The sequence below is a fragment of the Bradyrhizobium hereditatis genome (genome assembly GCF_020329435.1).
GTDB classification, from domain to species: domain Bacteria; phylum Pseudomonadota; class Alphaproteobacteria; order Rhizobiales; family Xanthobacteraceae; genus Bradyrhizobium; species Bradyrhizobium hereditatis.
This window is the reverse complement of sequence record NZ_JAGKJK010000002.1, coordinates 409,889-427,520: the sequence shown is the minus strand read 5'-3', so window position 1 is coordinate 427,520 and position 17,632 is coordinate 409,889. Positions and strand designations below refer to the sequence as shown.

16 protein-coding genes are annotated in these 17,632 nt (G+C 64.3%); 9 read left to right on the top strand and 7 right to left on the bottom strand.

From position 1 onward, the window contains the following. The first annotated feature begins 77 nt into the window (after window positions 1-77). The 3 genes from J6524_RS07325 (at window position 78) to J6524_RS07315 (ending at window position 4,843) form a co-directional block, all read left to right on the top strand. On the top strand, window positions 78-1,250 hold the full coding sequence (locus tag J6524_RS07325; protein WP_225669702.1) for a phosphoserine transaminase: 1,173 nt from the start codon (window positions 78-80) through the stop codon (window positions 1,248-1,250). A 167-nt stretch (window positions 1,251-1,417) separates the two neighbouring features. After that, the gene (gene serA, locus J6524_RS07320; RefSeq protein ID WP_225669701.1) at window positions 1,418-3,007 is read left to right on the top strand and encodes a phosphoglycerate dehydrogenase; all 1,590 of its coding nucleotides are present in this window, start codon (window positions 1,418-1,420) and stop codon (window positions 3,005-3,007) included. A 162-nt stretch (window positions 3,008-3,169) separates the two neighbouring features. Further along, a complete protein-coding gene (locus J6524_RS07315; protein WP_225669700.1) occupies window positions 3,170-4,843 on the top strand; it encodes a mucoidy inhibitor MuiA family protein in 1,674 nt (557 codons plus the stop codon). Between the two features lie 176 nt (window positions 4,844-5,019). Here the strand turns inward: J6524_RS07315 and J6524_RS07310 are convergent, their stop codons facing one another. The 7 genes from J6524_RS07310 to J6524_RS07280 all read right to left on the bottom strand — a co-directional run bounded on the left by J6524_RS07310 (window position 5,020) and on the right by J6524_RS07280 (window position 11,907). Then, entirely contained in the window at window positions 5,020-6,258 is a 1,239-nt protein-coding gene (locus J6524_RS07310; protein ID WP_225669699.1) for a DUF763 domain-containing protein, read from the bottom strand. Window positions 6,259-6,314: 56 nt separating this feature from the next. Further along, a complete protein-coding gene (locus J6524_RS07305) occupies window positions 6,315-6,890 on the bottom strand; it encodes an alpha-ketoglutarate-dependent dioxygenase AlkB (protein ID WP_225669698.1) in 576 nt (191 codons plus the stop codon). Between the two features lie 394 nt (window positions 6,891-7,284). Next, on the bottom strand, window positions 7,285-8,637 hold the full coding sequence (locus J6524_RS07300; protein WP_225669697.1) for an esterase-like activity of phytase family protein: 1,353 nt from the start codon (window positions 8,635-8,637) through the stop codon (window positions 7,285-7,287). Between the two features lie 211 nt (window positions 8,638-8,848). Next, window positions 8,849-9,649, bottom strand: a complete 801-nt coding sequence (locus J6524_RS07295; RefSeq protein ID WP_225669696.1) for a heme ABC transporter ATP-binding protein — start codon at window positions 9,647-9,649, stop codon at window positions 8,849-8,851. After that, window positions 9,646-10,737: a FecCD family ABC transporter permease gene (locus tag J6524_RS07290; protein ID WP_225669695.1), complete on the bottom strand. Its 1,092-nt coding sequence runs from the start codon at window positions 10,735-10,737 to the stop codon at window positions 9,646-9,648. Before J6524_RS07290 ends, J6524_RS07295 begins: the two co-directional genes overlap by 4 nt. Continuing rightward, on the bottom strand, window positions 10,734-11,681 hold the full coding sequence (locus J6524_RS07285) for a heme/hemin ABC transporter substrate-binding protein (RefSeq protein WP_225669694.1): 948 nt from the start codon (window positions 11,679-11,681) through the stop codon (window positions 10,734-10,736). The genes J6524_RS07290 and J6524_RS07285 overlap by 4 nt, the downstream gene beginning before the upstream one ends. A gap of 19 nt (window positions 11,682-11,700) precedes the next feature. After that, window positions 11,701-11,907, bottom strand: a complete 207-nt coding sequence (locus J6524_RS07280; protein ID WP_225669693.1) for a hemin uptake protein HemP — start codon at window positions 11,905-11,907, stop codon at window positions 11,701-11,703. A 262-nt stretch (window positions 11,908-12,169) separates the two neighbouring features. On the opposite strand from J6524_RS07280, the gene J6524_RS07275 reads away from it, so the two are divergent. The 6 genes from J6524_RS07275 to J6524_RS07250 all read left to right on the top strand — a co-directional run bounded on the left by J6524_RS07275 (window position 12,170) and on the right by J6524_RS07250 (window position 17,629). After that, entirely contained in the window at window positions 12,170-14,530 is a 2,361-nt protein-coding gene (locus tag J6524_RS07275) for a TonB-dependent hemoglobin/transferrin/lactoferrin family receptor (protein ID WP_225669692.1), read from the top strand. Between the two features lie 136 nt (window positions 14,531-14,666). Then, on the top strand, window positions 14,667-15,002 hold the full coding sequence (gene hmuQ, locus J6524_RS07270; RefSeq protein ID WP_225669691.1) for a heme-degrading protein HmuQ: 336 nt from the start codon (window positions 14,667-14,669) through the stop codon (window positions 15,000-15,002). 15 nt (window positions 15,003-15,017) lie between these two features. Beyond that, window positions 15,018-15,533, top strand: a complete 516-nt coding sequence (hutX, locus tag J6524_RS07265) for a heme utilization cystosolic carrier protein HutX (protein WP_225669690.1) — start codon at window positions 15,018-15,020, stop codon at window positions 15,531-15,533. A 33-nt stretch (window positions 15,534-15,566) separates the two neighbouring features. After that, window positions 15,567-16,352 carry a tonB-system energizer ExbB gene (gene exbB / locus J6524_RS07260; protein ID WP_225669689.1) on the top strand — a complete coding sequence of 262 codons (786 nt, stop codon included), beginning with the start codon at window positions 15,567-15,569 and terminating at the stop codon, window positions 16,350-16,352. A 4-nt stretch (window positions 16,353-16,356) separates the two neighbouring features. After that, window positions 16,357-16,800: a TonB system transport protein ExbD gene (exbD, locus tag J6524_RS07255; protein ID WP_225669688.1), complete on the top strand. Its 444-nt coding sequence runs from the start codon at window positions 16,357-16,359 to the stop codon at window positions 16,798-16,800. A 4-nt stretch (window positions 16,801-16,804) separates the two neighbouring features. Continuing rightward, the gene (locus tag J6524_RS07250; RefSeq protein ID WP_225669687.1) at window positions 16,805-17,629 is read left to right on the top strand and encodes an energy transducer TonB family protein; all 825 of its coding nucleotides are present in this window, start codon (window positions 16,805-16,807) and stop codon (window positions 17,627-17,629) included. The last annotated feature ends 3 nt before the right edge of the window (window positions 17,630-17,632 follow it).

The following is a 17,632-nucleotide window of genomic DNA, read 5'->3' as shown; positions in this document are numbered from 1 at the left end:
ATCGGGCACGATTCCCTTAATGACCGCCGCGGGACACCTCCCCCCAACGGGAGGCTTACTATCTGGAAGGATAGATCATGACCGTAGCGAAGCCCGCTGCGCGGCCGAACGTGCCGCATTTCTCCTCCGGCCCCTGTGCCAAGCGCCCCGGCTGGAATCCCGAAAATCTCAAGGACGCAGCCCTCGGTCGCTCGCATCGCGCGAAGCTCGGCAAGGCCAAGCTCAAGCTCGCGATCGAACTGACGCGTGAAGTGCTTGAAGTGCCTGATGACTACAAGATCGGCATTGTGCCCGCGTCCGATACCGGCGCGGTCGAAATGGCGCTGTGGTCGCTGCTCGGTGCGCGCCCCGTCACCACGATCGCCTGGGAATCCTTCGGCGAAGGTTGGGTCAGCGACATCGTCAAGGAATTGAAGCTCAAGGACGTCACCAAGCTGCATGCCGGCTATGGCGATCTTCCTGATCTCTCCAAGGTCGATCCGGCGTCCGATATCGTCTTCACCTGGAACGGCACCACCTCGGGCGTGCGCGTGCCGAACGCCGACTGGATTAAGGCTGATCGTCAGGGTCTCACGATTTGTGACGCGACCTCGGCCGCATTCGCGCAAGCACTCGACTTTGCAAAGCTCGATGTGGTCACGTTCTCCTGGCAGAAGGCGCTGGGCGGCGAAGCCGCGCATGGCATGCTGATCCTCTCGCCGCGCGCGGTGGAGCGGCTTGAGACGTACAAGCCGGCCTGGCCGCTGCCAAAAATCTTCCGCCTGACCAAGGGCGGCAAGCTCAATCAGGGCATCTTCGAGGGCGAGACCATCAACACGCCGTCGATGCTGTGCGTCGAGGACTATCTCGATGCGCTGAACTGGGCGAAGTCGATCGGCGGGCTTAAAGCCCTGATCGCGCGCGCCGACGCCAACACCAAAGTGCTGTCGGACTGGAAGGCGAAGACGCCGTGGATCGACTTCCTGGCGAAGGATGCCGCGACCCGCTCCAACACTTCGGTGTGCCTGAAGTTCACAGATCCCGCGATCACCTCGCTGACCCCTGACGCGCAGGCCGAGTTCTCCAAGAAGCTCGTTGCGCTGGTCGAGAAGGAAGCCGCCGGTTACGACTTCGCCTATTACCGCGATGCGCCGGCAGGCTTGCGGATCTGGTGCGGCGCTACCGTGGAAGCTTCAGACGTCGCGCTGCTGACGCAATGGATCGACTGGGCGTTCGCCGAGACCAAGGCAGCGCTGCCGAAGGCGGCTTGACGCTGACCCTCCCCTGGAGGGGAGGGTCGACGCACCTGAAAGGTGCGTCGGGGTGGGATGAAAGTCTCTCAACCCGGCGCACAGCGAATTTCAATCGACAGCTTCACCCCATCCCGGCGCTTCGCGCCGACCTTCCCCTTCAGGGGAAGGTGTGAAGGAACACACCAATGTCCAAACCCAAAGTTCTCATTTCCGACGCGCTCTCTCCCGCCGCGGTGCAGATCTTCAAAGATCGCGGCATAGAGGTCGACTTCCAGCCCAATCTCGGCAAGGACAAAGACAAGCTCGCCGAGATCATCGGCGACTATGACGGCCTTGCGATCCGTTCCGCGACCAAGGCGACCGCCAAGATCATCGACAAGGCTTCGAGGCTGAAGGTGATCGGCCGCGCCGGCATCGGCGTCGACAATATCGAGATACCCGCGGCGACCGCCAAGGGCATCATCGTGATGAACACGCCGTTCGGCAATTCGATCACGACCGCCGAGCACGCCATTACGTTGATGCTGGCGCTGGCGCGTGAAATTCCGCAGGCCGACGCTTCCACGCAAGCCGGCAAGTGGGAGAAGAACCGCTTCATGGGCGTCGAGATCACCGGCAAGACGCTCGGCGTGGTCGGCTGCGGCAATATCGGCTCGATCGTTGCCGATCGCGCGCAGGGGCTGAAAATGAAGGTGGTCGCCTTCGATCCGTTCCTGTCACCGGAGCGCGCCAAGGACATCGGCGTCGAGAAGGTCGAGCTGGACGAATTGTTCAAGCGCGCCGACTTCATCACGTTGCACACGCCGCTGACGGAGAAGACCAGGAACATCATCGACGCGGCGGCGCTCGCCAAGATGAAGAAGGGCGTGCGCATCATCAATTGCGCCCGCGGCGGTCTGGTCGACGAGCAGGCGCTGGTCGATGCGCTGAATTCCAAGCATGTCGCGGGCGCCGCCTTCGACGTGTTCATCGAGGAGCCGGCGACGAACAACGTGCTGTTCGGCCATCCCAACGTGATCTGCACCCCGCATCTCGGCGCCTCCACCACCGAAGCGCAGGAGAACGTGGCACTGCAGGTCGCCGAGCAGATGTCGGACTATCTCCTCACCGGCGCGATCTCGAACGCGGTGAATTTCCCGTCGATCACGGCGGAAGAAGCGCCGAAGCTGAAGCCGTTCATCGAGCTTGCCGAAAAGCTTGGCTCGTTCGCCGGCCAGCTCACCGAGAGCGGGATCCTCAAGACCCAGATCACCTATGAGGGTGCGGTTGCCGGGATGAAGATCAAGGCGATCACTTCAGCGGTGCTGTCGGGCCTGCTGCGGCCGATGCTGGGCGAGGTCAACGTGGTCTCCGCGCCCGTCGTCGCGAAGGAGCGCGGCATGGTGGTCGACGAGATCGTGCGCGCGGCACAGAGCGATTATGAAAGCCTGATCACGGTCACGGTCATCACCGAGCGGCAGGAGCGTTCGGTGTCCGGTACCGTCTATCACGACGGCAAGCCGCGGCTGGTCGACATCAAGGGCATCCGCGTCGACGCCGAGTTCGGCAAGTCGATGATCTATGTCACCAATGAGGACAAGCCCGGCTTCATCGGCAGCTTCGCCAGCCTGCTCGGCGACGCGAAGATCAACATCGCCACTTTCCATCTCGGTCGCGTCAAGCAGGGCGGCGACGCCATCGCGCTGGTCGAGATCGACGGCCCTGTGCCGCCAGAGGTGCTGGCCAAGGTGCAGAAGCTGCCTCAGGTGAAGCAGGCCAAGGCGCTGGTATTCTAGTTTAGAGAAAGCTGTCCTAGAGGGCTGGTGCGTCGCCGCGGTCCGCCGCGGCGACCAATGGAAATCCCGATCGAACCAGGCTCTGCCTCGCTGCGTCTCATGACGGGGAGTGGTGGGGTTTGTGCTGCGTCGCCGACCGGCGACGGTTCAGGAGGGTTATCCATGCGATTGATTGCGAATGCTTTTTTGACGACGAGTCTCGTCGTGCTGACGGCGGCTGTCGCCGGCGAGGCGCGGGCGGCCGACATTGATGCCCGCTCGGCGGTTGATGCGGTCACCGTCTATCCGGATGGCGCGAGCGTCACGCGCGTCATTACGCTGGATCTTCCCGCGGGCGAGAATTCGGCCGTGCTCAGGGATTTTCCGCTCACGCTCGATCCGTCCTCGCTCCGGGTCGAGGGTGAGGCGGGTGCAAGGCTTACGATCGGCGCGATCGACGCCAAGCCGCCGCGCGCGGCGCCGCCCGTCAACCTGCCCGAACTCGATAAGCGCATCGAGGCGCTGAAGGACGAGCGGACCAATCTGCAGGGCGCGATCGATGCGGCCAATGCGCGGCGCAAATTCGCCGAGCGGTTTGCCGACGCTTCTCCTGCGGGGATCGGCGACAAGGGTGAGGCGCGGCCGGTTGCCGAATGGCGCGCGGCCTTTGCCGCGGTCGGCGAAGAAATCGCCAGCGCCGACGCCGCCATCCGCGATGCCCAGCGCAAGCAGCGCGAGCTCGACCGTGAAATCGCGCGGCTCGAACAGGACCGGGCGCAGAAGCCGCCGAGCAAGCTGGAAGTGCGGATCGAACTCGCTGCCGCCGCCGCGACCAAGGCGACGCTGCGGGTGACCTATGCGGTGCGCAACGCGCGCTGGACGCCGCTCTACGATGCCCGGCTTGACACCGGCGCCAAAGACCGCAAGCCCACACTCGAACTGGTGCGCCGCGCCGAAATCACGCAATCGACCGGTGAGGATTGGTCCAACGTCGCACTTAGCGTCTCGACCGTGCGCACCGCGCGCGGCGGAAGCGCGCCAGAGCTCGGTTCGCTGATCGTGCAGTATCCGCAAGTGCCGCGGCCTCAGGCGTCCGCCAGCGGTGCGCTCGACAGCAACAGGCCATTATTGCGTGGCGCACCGGCTCCCGCATCTAGGGTGGCGGAGGCGCTCGAGGAACGCTACCGAGCGGATGAACAGCAGGCGACGGCCGATGTCAGCGGCTTCCAGGTGGTGTTCAGGATTCCCGGCCGCGTCTCCGTCGGCGCCAGTGAAGGCGCCAAGAGCCTACGCGTTTCCACCGCGATCATCGCGCCTGATCTTTCGGTCCGCGCCGCGCCGGTGAAGGATCCGACTGCATTCCTCGAAGCGAGCTTCAAGCAGAACGAGGACGCGCCGCTGTTGGCGGGCCGGGTCTCGATCTATCGCGACGGGGTCTTTGTCGGCCGCGGACAGATGGCGGCTGCGGCCAAGGACGAGACCGTGCGGCTCGGCTTCGGCGCCGACGACAAGATCAAGATCGAGCGCACTGTCCTCAAGCGCAATGAGGGCTCGGCCGGTCTGATCGTGACGACGTCGAAGACCGACGAACGTGCATTCAAGACCACCGTGCGCAACGGCCATGATTTCCCGATCCGGGTCGCGATCGAGGACCAGTTGCCGGTCAGCGAGAATGAGGAAATCCAGGTCGAAATGCTGCCGTCCACGACGGCGCCGACCGCAAGCAACATCCGCGACCGGCGCGGCGTGCTGGAATGGGCCTTTGAGGCCAAGGCGGGCGAGGTGAGGGACATCAACTTCGCCTGGCGGATCCGCTGGCCCAAGGACAAGGGCGTCGTGATGGTGCCGGCGGGGTAGGGCGCGGCATCAACGAGAAGCGCAGGCTGCCGCTCTCCCTCTCCCCGTTCTTCACGGGGAGAGGGCAGGGGTGAGGGGCTGGCTCCGCGGACTCGATGATGCAGTGAATATGCGGAAGCAGCCCCCTCACCCCGACCCTCTCCCCGCGAAAGGGCGGGGAGAGGGAGTAACCGCGCTCAATTGCCCTTGCCCGCCTTCAGCTCCGCTTCCCATCCGAACACGGAGCGGCCATCAAGCGCGGGCGATGCGGCACGCTCTCCTGCGATGAATGCCTCAAGTGACGGGCCCTTGGCCGAGCGCTCGAGCTTTCGCGCTTGATCGTCGAGGCGCTTCAAGGCCTGCATTTCCTCGTCGCGTCCGAGTTTTGCGTTCTGCACCGCAGATTTCAGCATGCGGATGGTTTCGTCGTAGACCTTGATCGGCACGGGGTAGGGATGGCGGTCCTTGCCGCCATGCGCCAGCGAGAAGCGGGCGGGATCGGTGAAGCGGTAGGGCGCGCCATGGACGACTTCGGCGACCATGGCGAGCGAACGCACCGTGCGGAGGCCGACGCCTGGCGTCAGCAGCAATTCGGCAAAGTCGACCGGCCCGCGCTCGGCCGCCGCGGCGAGCGTGCCGTGCAGGCGGCGGCTGAACACGTCGCTTGCTCGCACGTCATGATGCGCGGGCATCACGAGATGGGACAGCATGGCCTGCGCCGGCTGTTTGTCGCCGATCGCAGCGAGTTCGCTGACGATGCCATCGGGACCGATCTCGCTTAGCAGCTCAAGCTGCGCCGCGCGCGATCGCTCGGCGCGGTGATCGGTGAGATTGACGATCTCGCCCTGCACCGGGCCATCGATCGCGCTGTGCGGTTCGTCAACAAAGCTGGCTAGCTGTTGCGAATGCCAATGGTAACGCCGCGCCTGACGTTTGTCGCCATTCATGCCCTGCTGCACGACGGTCCACCTGCCATCGTCGGTGACGAAAAAGCCGTGCAGGTAAAGATCAAAACCGTCCTGGACTGCGGCACTGTCGACCTTGGCGACGAGGCGGCTGGCGCGGATCAATGGCGTGCTATCGAAGCCGATACGCTCGCCGATCAGCCGAAGCTCATCCGGTGTCTTCCGCGAGTGCTGCCCGCGCCCGCCGCAGACGCGGATGCCAAGCTCGTGCCCCATGGGTTTGAGGCCGCGTTTCAGCGCGCCGATGACGCTGGTGGTGATGCCGGACGAATGCCAGTCCATTCCCATCACCGCGCCGAACGACTGAAACCAGAACGGATGCGACAGCCGTCTTAGGAATTCATCACGGCCGTAGTGATGCACGATGGCTTGCGTAATGATGGCGCCGAGCGAGGACATGCGCGTCGCCAGCCATGGCGGCACGCGGCCGCCATGCAGGGGAAGATCGGCACTGCCGGTGCGTCTTGCCATTGGTCTCACGCGATTCTGAACAGGCGTACTCTATCAGAGCCGACACGTGAGCGCCGCTACCGCTTTTGGTCGGCCATCGTACGAAAGGTGATCGAACGGCGCGGCGCCTCGACGCCGGGGATGCTGTGTTCCCAGACCCGCCGGGATTCGCCCGCCATCATGTAGAGCGAGCGCGGCGCGGCCTCGAGCGTGTAGCGCTGCCACTTTTCCCCAATCGCGCGGCGGAAACGGAACTTGCACGGCGATCCCAGCGAGAGGCCGAAGATCCGATCAAAATGTGGTTTATCGCGGTGCCAGCCAATCCCGACGCCGACGTCATATTCGGTGCAGAGCACTTGCGCGATCTTCGTCGATGGCCCGCCAAAGGCCTCGACCTTTTCGATCAGCGGCAGAAGCCATTCAGGGATCGGCTCGGCCGACTGCAACCGTTGCAGCGTGTAATCATAGCGGAACCCGAAAGACGCCACGCGGCGCTTGCCCTCGAATGCGCCGAATTGGAACGGCTGCAGCGGCAGCGCCGAGATCTGGCCGATGAGCTCGCGCTCAAGCGCCGGCGCGATGAACTCCGCGGCGTAGCGAAGTCCCTCCGGCGCGGTTTTCTCTGGCGCAAAAAGCGAGAGCTGCTCGGTCAAGCCGGCATCCCCAGAAATGTCGACATGCGTCCAACATGGGGATCGAGGCGCACAAAATAAAGGTGCGGCGCCGACGGCTTGAAGCGATTGTGGTGGTCGAGGACTGCGTGAGGGCCATCCTCGTAAATCCGATGATGTCGTGATGACGCGGAGAGAGCCCCTCACCCTGACCCTCTCCCCGCGAACGGCGGGGAGAGGGAGCGGCGGCGTCACTTCGCTTTCAGGAGAGCCGCCAGGCACGTACGCGGTCGCTCATCTCCCTCTCCCCGTTCTTACGGGGAGAGGGCAGGGGTGAGGGCTGTCTCCACGGACTCGATGATGTAGTCGTTACGCGGAGAGAGCCCCTCACCCCGACCCTCTCCCCGCGAAAGGGCGGGGAGAGGGAGTGACGGCGTCACTTCGCCTTCAAGAACTCGGCGACTTCCAGCAGCACGAACTCGTTGTCGTCGGCCTTATTCGGGTCGCGGCTCGACGAGAACGGCAGGTTGTTGTCGTTGCCGACGATGATATGGGTGTCGTCGACGCGATCGACGTTCTCGATGGTGAAGAACGGGAAGGTCAGCACGCCGTCATTGAGCGGCTTGCGGGCCTTCTTGTCGGGATCCTTGATCTTCATCAGGTCGATATAGCCGATCTTGCGCACCGGCTTGCCGACATTGGCGTCGGAGAGTTCGATCTTGTAGACGCGCTTGAACTTGGCGAGATCCGGGAAGCAGTTATCGCCGCGCTGACCTTGCGGGCAGGCCTTGTCGGCGGTGCCCTCGCCATTGTCGCGCTCGATGACGAGGCCGTTCGTCGCATCGATCATGTTGAAGTCGCCGATGGCGTGGCCGTTCTGCTCGAACACGTAATGCCAATAGCGGCCGGTGAACTTTTCGGCGGCGACGTCGAATTCGAGGATCCGCGCGGCTTCCTTGCCGTCGACCTTTTCAACGTCCTTCTTCTCGGCATCCCAGAGCGGACCCTCGAGCAGGCCGTACAGGAACTTGCCGTCCTTCGAGGCGGCAAAACCTTCATAGCCCTTGGAGCGACGCAGATTGACCGTGGTGTAGCTTGCGCCGGGCGCTGCCGGTGACTGCACCGACCAGTGATCGGGCGAACGCACCGGCTTGCCGTCGGCGGTGGTCTCGAACACGGCCAAAACCTTGCCGGTCTTGTCTGCCTTCAGCACATAGGGCCCGAACTCGTCGCCGATCCAGAAGGTGTCGCCGACGATCTGAAACCCTTCGGTGTCGAAATCGGCGCCGGTGAGATAACGCTTGGCGCTGTCCTCGTGCACGATGCGGAACGGCACCTTCTTGTCCGGATCGTGCAGGAAGATGGTTTCCTGCCGTTCGATCTTGCCGCTCGCCCAGTCGATCTTGTGCCGGTTGACATACAGCATCGAGTCGGCCGAGTTGTAGCGCGAGCCCATGCCGTTGTCGGTGAGCACCCAGAACGTGCCGTCCGGCATCACCTTGACGCCGGAATGTCCCTGCAGCGGCTGGCCCTTGAATGGCAGCGACACGCCGGTCGGGCGCTCATAGGATTTGCCCATCACCGTGCCGGCGGCGTCGACGCGCTTGCCGGTGGTGTATTTGCCGGCGGTCTTGAGATCGGCCGGCGCGTCGGCGGGCGCCTCGATGAAGGTCTCGGCCGGCAGCACCGCGTGCCCCCTCAGCGTGGCGGGAAACTCGCCCTCTCCCTGGGCGAAGGCGGCGCCGGTCAGAAAGACTGATACGACAGAGCAGAGCAACGACATGCGCATGGCGGACCTCCTGTGATGATGACGTGCCTGTCTTGCGGAGCGGTTGTTACAGTTGGCTGACAGTTCCGTGAAGAAGCTGTAACGCCGCGGGATAAGGCTTGCGGCGTTATGCCGTCAGAGCGTTTTCCAGCGAAGTGGGCCCGGTTCGCGTCAAGAAAACGCGTCCAAAACAACCCTCGAGCCCCGGTTCTGATTCAATCAGAACCGGGCTCTAGGGCGCGCCGACGGGCCGCATGGTTTGCGGCAGCAGGAACGGCACGCCCTGGTCGGTGTAGTCGATGCGGACGTCGACCTCGAAGATCCGTCGGATGGTCTCGGCCGTGATCGCCTCGGCGCGGCCGCCATCGACGGCAAGGCGGCCGCGATGCAAGAGCACGATGCGGTCGGCAAAGCGCATGGCAAGGTTGAGGTCATGCAGCACCGCGATCACAGCCGTGCCGTTCTGCGCGCGCTGCTTTGCGATCTCCACGAGATCAATCTGGTGGCGCATGTCGAGGCTGGAGGTCGGCTCGTCCAGCAAGAGAAGGCCCGGGCCATGCTGCGCCTCACCGCAGGCGAGCTGCACCAATACGCGGGCGAAATGCGCGCGCTGCTGTTCGCCGCCCGAGAGCGTCGGCAATTGGCGCTGGCTGAAATGCGCCAGATCGACCTCGGCGAGCGCGGCGTCAACCAGCCGCTGCGCGGTCGCGCGGCCGCTGTCGCCGGCACCCATATGGACGATTTCCTCGACCGTGAACGGGAAGGTGACGTTGACATGCTGCGACAGCATCGCGCGATGTTGAGCGAGAAGGCGCGGCGGATAGCCGTGAATGTCGCGCTGCTTCAGCTCGATGCGGCCCTTCGTCGGGCGGAGATCGCCGGATAACATCCGCAGCAGTGTCGATTTGCCGGCGCCGTTGGGGCCGACGATCGCGACCATCTCGCCGGCCTGAACGCGCAGATCAATGTTATCGACCAGCGTGGCGCCGCCGACCATCATCGAGACCGACTGCGCTTCGAGAAGCGCGCTCATAGTGAGACCAGTCCGCGCTGGCGCAGCAGCATGGCGAGGAAGAACGGCGCGCCGACCGCGGCCGTGAGAATGCCGATCGGCATTTCCGCCGGCGCCACGATGGTGCGGGCCAATGTATCGGCGCCCACCAGCAGCACCGCGCCGAGCAGCATGGACGCCGGCAGCAGCAGCCGGTGCGCGGGCCCGATCACCAGCCGCAGCAGATGCGGCACCACGATGCCGACAAAGCCGACGACGCCGCAGACCGAAACCGCAACCCCAGTCATCGCCGACACCAGCACGATCGAAATCCGCTTTAGCCGCTCGACGTCGACGCCGCTGTGGAACGCCTCAGCTTCGCCGAGCACGATGACATCGAGCCCGCGCGCGATCGAGACGCATGCGATCGCCGTGCACGCCAGCACCGGCGCCAGCGTGGCGAGCTTGGGCCAGGTCGCACCGCTTAGCGAGCCCAATAGCCAGAACGTGATGTCGCGAAGCTGGCGGTCGTCGGCGATGAACACGAGCAGTCCGATACCGGCATTGGCGATGGCCGCGATGGCAATGCCGGCCAGCAGGAAGATCGCAATCGAGGTCCGGCCCGAGCGGCTCGCGATCGAATAGAGGATGATCGTCGTGAGCAGCGAACCCGCGAAGGCCGCGATCGGCAGCAACTGATTTTGCAGGAAATGTAGGCTTTGGCCGATCTGGCTGTCGGTGATGACGATCGCAGCCGCAGCTGCAAACGCGCCACCGGAGGAAACGCCGACCAGCGCGGGGTCGGCGAGGGGGTTGCGAAACAGCCCCTGCATGATGGCCCCCGACGCCGCGAGCAAGGCGCCTATCATCGCCGCGGCGCCGATCCTGGGAATCCGGATCGACCACAGCACGAGTTGGTCGCGCGCAAGCGTTGGACTGGCTGAAGCATCCGCCCACAGGCCGAGCGCGGCAGGCAGCCGCGTCAGCGGAATTCCGGCCGCGCCTACCGTGAGCGCGACCAAAGCCGCGCCGGCAAGCGCGGCGAGCAGGCAAAGCAACGTCAGAGAAGCGGGCGGCCGCAACGCATAACCGCTGCGGCGCTTCGCGCCGGCATCAGTGACAGCGGTCATTGCCGGCAATCGGCAGTGAGCGCTGCCGGCTTGAACTTCTCCGCCTGGGGCGCCAGTGCCGGATAGAGCTTGACCGAAAGATCGCGGGCGGCGGCAGCGGTGCGCGGACCGAAGCCGAGCAAATAGAGGCCTTCCATGGAGATGAAGGTCTTGTTGGCCGCGACCGGGGTCAGCGCGAAGGCGGGATGGGCGTATACGGCTTCTGCAGCCACCGAGTCCTTGCCGCGCTGGATCGAGAGCACCACGTCGGGCTTGGCCGCGACGATCGCCTCGTCATTGATGATCTTGTAGCCGTCATAGCCGTCGATGGCGTTGACGCCGCCGGCAAGCGCGATGATCTCGTTCGCCGCGGTGTTCTTGCCGGCGGCCATCGCGCGGCCGTTCAACAGCGACATCACGAACATGACGCGGACCGGCTTGGTCACCTTGGCGCGCAGCTCGCGCAGTTGGGCCAGATCGCCGGAAACCGCCGTCGTCAGGCATTCGGCGCGCTTGTCCGCGCCCATGGCGTGACCGACCAACTTGATCTTGTCGATCAGACCCGCTTCCGAAAAAGTCTCGGGCACCAGCACCAGCGGCACCCTGGCCGCCTCAAGCACGTCCATGGTTTCCTTTGGTCCGGATCCCTGCACGGCCACTACCAGCGATGGATTGAGCCCAAGGACGCCCTCGGCCGAAAGCTGACGCATATAGCCGACATTCGGCTTGTCGCGCAGCGCTGCGGGAGGATAGAAGCTGGTGGAGTCCACGCCGGCGATGCGATCCTCGAAGCCCAGCGCATAGAGAATTTCCGTGATCGCACCGCCGATCGAGACGATCCGCGCAGGGTCGCTGATCGTGACGTCGCGGTTGCGTGCATCACGCACCGTAATGCCCTCGGCCAGCGCGGCGCCGCCGAGCAGGAAGCAGGCGGCCGACCATGCGAGCGTGCGACAAATTGCCATTACCAGTTTACCTGATCGGTCACTTGGTCAGGATCAGCTTGTTCTGCGACGTCAGCCGCAGACGATAATTGTCCGCGCCATGCGCGATGATGATCTCGCGCTCGCTCGCGAACAGTTCGCGGCTGTCGATCCGGTTGCCGCTGATGGCAAGTGACCTCGCAGCAGAAGCGGAATTGCCGGCTTGTGTCCGGGCGTCTTTGAACTTGTCTCCTGTTGCTGCGGACATGTCGTCTGTGGCGCCCCGAAGAGGTCTATGTGAAGGCCCGTTTGTACAGGTGCGATGCGCCGCAATCCAACTGTGGCAGTTTACAATTGATATAAAGTGCCTGATGCGGTTCTTGACCGCCGGGAACCCGCCACGTAACCAAAGCATGACATGATGCAGGCGAAATGCCTGCGTCCAGAATGTGGTAGCCAGCAAGCAGCTCGCAACTTACGCGCAGCGCCCGCCAGCCAAACCCAAGAACGGATATCGGGGTCGGGGCTGTATGGCTGATGGGGCTAGGATTTCGCGCGCCCTCTTGTTGGGCGCGTCGGTGTTTTCAATTGCATTGCTGGGCGGGGAAGCCGGCAACGCGCAGACGGCGGATACGCAGGCTGCGAGCGGCTCGTCCGAGCGGCAGAAGCAGTCGCGGCGCAAGCCGGCGAAGCCGCCGCAGGATCAGCAGGCAACAGCGCCGGCAATGAATGCGCGGGCGCAGATTGGAGCCGCGCCGGTGCAGTCGCTCGATACGATTACGGCAGTTGCGACCAAGACCGAGGAGCGCGCCATCGACGCGCTCGCTCCCGTCAGCGTGGTGACGCTCGAACAGATCCAGGGCCTGCAGCCGAACCGACTGTCCGACATCCTGTACCAAATACCTGGCGTGTCGGTCCAGGAGCGCGGTGACGATCCCTCGACCGTGATCAACATTCGCGGCTTGCAGGATTTCGGCCGCGTTGCCGTTGTCGTCGACGGCGCGCGGCAGAACTATCAGCGTACCGGTCACAACGCCAACGGCTCGTTCTTCCTCGATCCCGAGCTGGTCGGCGGCGTTGACGTCGTGCGCGGTCCGACCGCGAACATCTACGGCTCTGGTGCAATCGGCGGCGTTGTCTCGTTCCGCACCAAGGACATCGATGACGTGGTGCGCCCGGGCGAACGCTGGGGCGTCGACATGACCGGCTCTGGCGGCACCAACAACGCTCGCGGCCTCGGCTCGATCTTCGGCGGTGTACGCGCCGATCCCAATGTCGACGTGTTCGGCGGCGCAGTCTATCGCACGCAGGGCAATTACAAGGATGGCAACGGCACCGAGATCGGCAATACCGGCAACGAGATCGCGGCTGGCCTGATGAAGGTCACCGTCCGTCCCGCGGAAGGCCATGAGATCAAGCTCGGCGGCATCTTTCAGGACTACCAATACAACATCGGCCAGTTCAACCGCGGGCCGGTACTGACGGCGGCGCAACGCGCGCTCTTCCAGGGTTCGTCGGTCTACGCATCCGACGTCAAGAACTACACGGGAACGCTGACCTGGAAGTACGCCAGGCCGGACGACAATCTCTGGGATTGGAATATGTCGCTGTACGGTAACCGCACCGACAACGACCAGGTCAAGACCCATCATAATAGCACGAGCGCTCCTGCGATCTGCGGTGGCGCATTCGGCAACAACATCTCGGGCTGCGTCGGCGACAGGCGCGGCTATGTGCTCGATACGCTCGGGATCGACGTCAACAACACGACGAGGTTCAATGTCGGCGATTGGCGTAACGCGGTTACGCTTGGCCTCGATGCGTTTCAGGATGACGTGAGGACCTTCGACAGCCGCGGCAATTCCAACGTCACTACGCCCAGCGGCCTGCGCACCGTGTCCGGCGGGTTCGCGCAATTGAAGCAGAATTACTCGACCTGGTTCGAGGCCATCAGTGCGATCCGCTACGACCGTTACGACCTTCATTCGCCGTTTGTTGCGACCGGCGGCGGTGGCGACCGGTTCTCGCCGAAGTTCACGGTCGGCGTGACGCCGGTGCCCGGCTTCACGCCCTATGCCAGCTATGCCGAAGGCTACCGCGCGCCCGCGATTACCGAGACGTTGATCGCCGGCGCGCATGCCACAGGCGGTGGTCCCCCGCTCTTCCCGTGCCCGGGCGGCACTGCCGGCCTGTTCTGCTTCCTGTCCAATCCGAACCTGAGGCCGGAGGTCGGCAAGAACAAGGAAGTCGGCGTTAATCTCAAGTACAACGACGTGTTCGCGGCTGGCGACAGCTTCCGCGGCAAGTTCAATGTCTTCCGCAATGACGTCGATGGCTATATCGACCTCGTCGCGTCGACCCCGCGGCCAGCCATCCTGGTCCCGGTCCCCGGCCTGTTCAGCCAGTTCTATCAGTATCAGAACATCGCGCACGCCCGGATCGAAGGCTTCGAGTGGGAAACTGCGTATGACACCGGCCTGTGGTATGTCGGTTTCTCGGGTCACCTGATGCAGGGCAAGAACGTCGCCACCAATGTCGGGCTCGCGACCATCACCCCGCGCAAGATCACCACGACCGGCGGTGTGCGCCTGCTCGATCGTAGACTGATCCTCGCAGCGCAATGGTCCTCGTTCGGTCCCAACAACGACGTGCCCCCCGGCTATCTGCCCGCAACTGGCTATGACCTGGTCAATCTGTACCTGACCTGGAACGCGACCAAGGACGTTGTTTTCACGGCCTCGATCGACAATCTCTTGAACCAGTACTACCGGCCCTATGCCATCCCCGGCAGTTCCACCGACGGCACCAACCAAAACGATGTGCTGTGGTCGAGCCCCGGACCGGGCAGGGTCTACAAGGCCGGGCTAAAGATTCACTTTGGCGGAGTGTAGTTCGACGAGCTGACAAACCACTAAAGTTGCACCGGGCCGCGCTGATGCTCCAGCGCGGCTTCGGCGCGTTCTTGTTTCCAACCAACTCAAACGGTACGCCAGGCGCACCCCAGCAACCCAGCTAAGGAGATTTCAAATGTTTATCGCGATGAACCGGTTCCAGGTGAAGATTGGCTCCGAAGCGGCCTTCGAGAATGTCTGGCGCACGCGCGAGTCCTATCTCAGCAACATGGCCGGCTTCGTCGAGTTTCACCTGCTCAAGGGGCCCGTCGCCGAAGATCACACGCTGTATTCGTCGCACACGGTCTGGGTCGATAAGGCCGCGTTCGAGGCCTGGACCCGCTCGGAAGAATTCCGCCGCGCGCATGCCCGCGCCGACAACAAGACCGGCGAAAGCCTCTATCTCGGCCATCCCAAGTTCGAAGGATTTGAAGTGATCCTGAGCGAGCGCAAATCCAGCGCCGCCGCCTGACGGGGAGGGCTGTTCATGTTGAACACGGATCTCGCCGATCTCAAGGCCTACATGGCTGACAATCCGGGCGCGGTGATCGAGGACGTGGCGCGGCAGCGGAAGGTAACCCCGCGCGCCGTGCTGGAGGCGCTGCCCGATACGATGGTGCGTTTCGGTCCCGGCAGTGAATTCGCCGCCGCGATGAATGACGTCGCGCAGTGGGGCGAGGTGACGCTGATCGTCCATACCGATGACGCGATCTTCGAGTTCACCGGCAGCGTGCCGGCGGGTGAAGTCGGCCGCGGCTATTTCAACCTGATGCAGCCGAAGGGGCTGCACGGCCATTTGCGGCATGAGCGCTGCGCGGCGATCGCTTTCGTCGAGCGTCCGTTCATGGGCAAGTCGTCGGCCTTCATCGCGTTCATCAATGTCGATGGCGGCATCATGTTCAAGGTGTTCGTCGGTCGCGACGAGACGCGTGCGCTGCGCGTTGACCAGTTGCAGCGCTTTCATGCGCTTGGCGAGAGGATCGCGTCCGCCCGCGCGGCGTAAAACCGATCCGCATTGTCAACCCGGGAGACGATCATGCAGCAACGAGTGCTGGACGTTATGATCCGTTGGTGTGGCGCGATCGCCGCGGCTATCTCGCCGGGTACAGCGCTCGCTGCCATGGATACCGCGCTGCTGCCGCGCAACCTGTCGCCCTGGAACATGTTTGTGAATGCGGACGTGGTGGTGCAGGCGGTGATGGTCGGGCTCGCCTTCGCCTCGCTGGTGACGTGGACGATCTGGCTGGCAAAAACCATCGAAATACACCGCAAGACGGCGACCGCCAAACGGCGACTGGGCTTGCTGGAAAGCGATACGGTGCTGGCCAAGGCCGAACAGGAGACCCGCGGCGGCAACGACGCCGTGGCGCAGATCATTCAGTCGGCCGCGCGCGAGGCCAGCCTTTCCGGCGGCCATTTTGACGATGGCCTCAAGGAGCGTGTCGCGCTGCGGCTGGAGCGGGTGGAAGCGGCGATGTCGCGGCAGATTGCGCGCGGCACCGGCGTGCTCGCGACCATCGGCGCCACCGCGCCGTTCGTCGGCCTGTTCGGCACGGTCTGGGGCATCATGAATTCGTTCATCGGCATTTCCGAAGCCAAGACCACCAATCTCGCCGTGGTGGCGCCCGGCATCGCGGAGGCCTTGCTCGCGACCGCGCTTGGTCTCGTCGCGGCAATCCCGGCGGTCGTGATCTACAACCATCTCACCCGCACCATCGCGGCCCACCGCGCGCTGCTCGGCGATGCCTCGGCGCTTGTGCTGCTCCTGATCAGCCGCGAGGGCGACCGCGGCACGTTCCGTCTCGCGCGCGCCGCGGAGTAACGCGATGGGCGCGAAGCTCGGGCAAACAGTCGGCGGACGGACGCGCGGCGGCGGCGACGATCTTGTCGAGGCTCACGAGATCAATGTCACGCCATTCATCGACGTGATGCTGGTGCTCCTGATCATCTTCATGGTCGCCGCGCCGCTCGCAACCGTCGATCTCGGCGTCGATCTGCCTGCCAGCGCCGTCGAGCCGTCGCCACGACCGGACCAGCCGGTATTCGTCACCGTGAAACCGGATCTTTCGGTCGCGGTCGGCGAGGACATCATCGCGCGCGATGCACTGACTTCCACGCTCGACAGCGCCACGCATGGCAAGAAAGACGAGCGCATTTTTCTGCGCGCCGACAAGGCGGTCAGCTATGGCGACCTGATGGAGGTGATGAACCTTCTGCGCAACGCCGGCTATCTCAAGATCGCGCTGGTCGGCCTCGACGGCCGCAGCTAATTCCATGAACGCGTTCGCGCTCCACGACGTCTCCGACCAGGCCGATATGCGGCGCTGGGGGGCCTCGGCGTTTGCGATTCTTGCAGCGCATGCCGCGCTGATTGCGCTGGCCATGAACTGGCACACGCAGCGGCCGGCGCCCGGCGTGTCGATGCCTGCCATCATGATCGATCTCGCGCCAGTCACCTCGTCGCCGGAAACCGCGCCGATGGACATAACGCCGGGACCTGAGATGCAGCAGGCGGACGCGGCGCCGCCCGAGCCGGCGGCCGCGGAGCTCGTGCAGGAACAGATCGCTCCGACCCCGCCACAGGAAAAGCCGGAGGTCGTTGCGCCGCCGGAGCAGAAACAGCAGCCGACGCCGCAAAAGCCGGAGCCGACGCAAGCGGTCCCGGATCAGAAGCCGATCCCGGTCAAGCCAAAAGTCGTCCGGCCGGATGCCAAGAAGCCGTCGGAGGCACCGCCCGCACCACGCACCAGCGCGCCGCCACGCGCCGAGCGCCAGGCGCCTGCCGCGTCGGCGATCAGCGCGGGCGCGGCAGCATCGGCGATGGCCGCTTACAGCCAGCGCGTCCGGGCGCATCTGATGCGCTTCCACCAGTATCCGTCGGGTGGCAATGGTCAGCGCGGCGTCGCCCGGCTGAGCTTCACGTTGAACCGTAGTGGTCAGGTGCAGTCCAGCCGTCTCGGCGGCTCGTCGGGCGTTGCGGCGTTCGATGCACAGGCCATGGCAATGATCCGCCAGGCCTCGCCATTCCCGGCGTTTCCGCCCGAGATCACCTACGGGTCGATGCCCTTCAACGTGCCGGTGGAGTTCAAGCCCCGCTAAGCG